The following is a 1,113-nucleotide window of genomic DNA, read 5'->3' as shown; positions in this document are numbered from 1 at the left end:
GGGCCAGACCGAGGCCGGCCAGGGTGGGGGAGCCGTGCTGCGTGGGGCGCACGGGCCTTGCTGTGTGACATGTAAAATGGCACAACGGAGAACGCGGAGGGAAGCCCCGGGAAAGGATTACCGGGCGGCGAGACCGAAACGTTGTCAGGTCCGCCCCGGGTGCCGGGTCCGTGGAGGTTCCGGACCCGACCGGGAGTCGCGCGCGGGCCGGGGGCCGTACGGGCGTCGGGCCCGCATCACCCGCCGGGGGCCCGGTGTCGCCGCCGCCCCGCCGCGGTCACCCACCCTCTTCGGCCGGCGCGCTGAACGGCGGCCATTGTGCCCGACGGGGTGTGAGGAATAAGCAGGAGCCCATGCTTCGTTCTTGCAACTGATACGCAATAGTGTTGTCCCGGCACGATCACCACCGTTCAACCCGCCGAAAGGGGCCGTGTCCTGATGGGCACCTACACGCTTCCCGACCTGCCGTACGACTACTCCGCGCTGGAGCGGGCGATGTCGGCCGAGATCCTGGAGCTGCACCACTCCAAGCACCACGCCGCGTACGTCAAGGGCGCCAACGACACCCTCGACCAGCTGGCCGAGGCCCGCGACAAGGAGCAGTTCGGCGGCCTGGTCGGCCTGCAGAAGACCTTCGCGTTCCACCTGTCGGGCCACGTGCTGCACTCGCTGTTCTGGCAGAACCTCTCGCCCGAGGGCGGCGACCGCCCCGAGGGCGAACTGGCCGACGCCATCACCGAGCACTTCGGCAGCTTCGAGGCCTTCAAGAAGCAGCTCACCACCGCCACCACCGGCGTGCAGGGCTCCGGCTGGGGCATCCTGTCCTGGGAGCCGCTCGGTCAGCGTCTGATCGTCGAGCAGGTCTACGACCACCACGGCAACGTCGGCCAGAACACCACCCCGCTGCTCGCCTTCGACGCCTGGGAGCACGCCTACTACCTGCAGTACCGCAACGTCCGCCCGGACTACGTCACCCGCCTGTGGGACGTCGTCAACTGGCAGGACGTCTCGGACCGCTTCGCGGCCGTCAAGAGCGCCTGACCCGCAGTGGGTGAGGGAAGGCCCCGGACATCGACGCGGAGCTGGCGGCGGACGGCGGGCCGGGCCGGGACG

Annotated in this window: 1 protein-coding gene; it reads left to right on the top strand. The window is 69.9% G+C overall.

From position 1 onward, the window contains the following. The first annotated feature begins 438 nt into the window (after positions 1–438). The gene (locus ACIQOV_RS42430; RefSeq protein ID WP_387751659.1) at positions 439–1,041 is read left to right on the top strand and encodes a superoxide dismutase; all 603 of its coding nucleotides are present in this window, start codon (positions 439–441) and stop codon (positions 1,039–1,041) included. The last annotated feature ends 72 nt before the right edge of the window (positions 1,042–1,113 follow it).

Source organism: Kitasatospora sp. NPDC091257 (assembly GCF_044757675.1).
Lineage (GTDB): Bacteria > Actinomycetota > Actinomycetes > Streptomycetales > Streptomycetaceae > Kitasatospora > Kitasatospora lactacystinica.
This window is presented reverse-complemented; position numbering and strand designations above follow the sequence as displayed.

Excerpts from the sequence above, each read along its gene's own strand:
- ACIQOV_RS42430 (WP_387751659.1), top strand. The coding sequence starts at position 439 with ATGGGCACCTACACGCTTCCCGACCTGCCGTACGACTACTCCGCGCTG.